Raw genomic sequence first — 1,810 nt, forward strand, 5'->3', positions numbered from 1 at the left:
GCTGCCCGAGTACATGGTGCCCTCCGCCTTCAGGGTGTTGGACGCCCTGCCCCTCTCCCCCAACGGCAAGGTGGACCGCAAGGCCCTCCCCGCCCCGGAGGCCACCCGCTCCGAGCAGCACACCTACGTCGCGCCGCGCACTCCCACCGAGCAACTGCTGGCCTCTCTGTGGACCCAGGTGCTGGGCGTGGAGCGCGTGGGCGGCGGTGACAACTTCTTCGAGTTGGGCGGCCATTCGCTGCTGGCCACCCAGGTGGTCTCCCGTATCCGCGCCTCCTTCGGCGTCGACCTGCCCCTGCGCGCCCTCTTCGAGGCTCCCACCGTGGAGTCCCTCGCCCTCCTGGTGGACGCCGCCGTGCGCGCTGGCCAGGGCGTGCAACTGCCCGCCCTGCGGCCCGTCGCTCGCACCGACCAGTTGCCCCTGTCCTTCGCCCAGCAGCGCCTGTGGTTCCTGGAGCAACTGGAGCCGGGCCTGCCCACCTACCACATCCCCCTCGCCATGCGGCTGGAGGGGACGCTCGACGCGTCCGCGCTGGAGCACAGCGTCCAGGAACTGGTGCGTCGTCACGAATCCCTGCGCACCACCTTCCGCTCCACCGGGACGGAGGCCGTCCAGGTCATTCACTCCAACGCCTCGCTGTCCCTGCCTCTCGTCGACTTGAGCACGCTGCCCCAGTCCCAGCAGGAGGGCGAGGTGCGGCGTCTGGCGGAGGAGGAGGCCCAGCGCGCCTTCGATCTCATCCATGGCCCCCTGCTGCGAGTGAAGCTGCTCAAGCTGGCGGACACCCAGCACGTGCTGCTGCTGACGATGCACCACATCGTCTCCGACGGCTGGTCCATGGGCGTGCTCCTCAAGGAGGTGGCGGCCCTGTACCAGGCCTTCGCCTCGGGCCAGCCCTCGCCCCTGCCCGAGCTGCCCGTGCAGTACGCCGACTACGCGGCCTGGCAGCGCGGCTGGCTCCAGGGCGAGGTGCTCGAGCGGCAGGTGCGGTACTGGAAGCAGCAGCTCACCGACGCGCCTCCCGCGCTGGAGTTGCCCACGGACAAGCCGCGTCCCGCGGTCCAGACGTTCCGTGGAGCGCAGCAGTCGCTGCAGCTGCCCAGGGAGCTGTCGGAGTCCTTCCTGGCCTTGTGCCAGCGTGAGGGTGTGACCCCCTTCATGGGTCTGCTGGCGGCCTTCCAGGCCGTGCTCTCGCGCTACTCGGACCAGCAGGACATCAGCGTGGGCTCGCCCATCGCCGGCCGCACGCATGCGGACACCGAGGGCCTCATCGGCTTCTTCGTCAACACGCTCGTGCTGCGCACCCGTCTGGAGGGCAACCCCTCCTTCCGCGAGCTGCTCGGCCGCGTGCGCCAGACCACGCTCGGCGCCTATGCCCACCAGGACCTCCCCTTCGAGAAGCTCGTCGAGGAGCTCAAGCCCCAGCGCAGCTTGAGCCACCCGCCGCTCTTCCAGGTGATGTTCGCCTTCCAGAACGCGCCTCTGCCGGCGAACTCCGAGGCCGAGGGCTCCCGCCCCTCGCTGGAGATGCGTCCGCTGGAGGTGGAGGGCCAGACAGCGAAGTTCGACCTGACGCTCGCGCTGTCGCAGACGCCCGAGGGCCTCCTCGGCTCGCTCGAGTACAACACGGACCTGTTCGAGCCGGAGACGGCCGCGCGCATGCTGGGACACCTGCGGGTGCTGCTGGAGGCGGCCACCGCCAACCCCGAGCTGTCGCTCTCCGCCCTGCCCCTGCTGCCGGAGGCCGAGCGCCAGCAGGTGCTCGTGCAGTGGAACGACACGCGCGCCGACTACCCGCGCGAGGCCTGC

The 1,810-nt window shown here is 70.6% G+C and carries 1 protein-coding gene; it reads left to right on the forward strand.

All coding sequences use genetic code 11. The features are described 5' to 3' along the window. Positions 1–1,810, forward strand: a 1,810-nt coding sequence (locus VF794_RS18515; protein WP_331112217.1) for a condensation domain-containing protein, incomplete at both ends; no start/stop codon positions are given.

The sequence above is a fragment of the Archangium sp. genome (genome assembly GCF_036389735.1).
GTDB lineage: Bacteria > Myxococcota > Myxococcia > Myxococcales > Myxococcaceae > Archangium.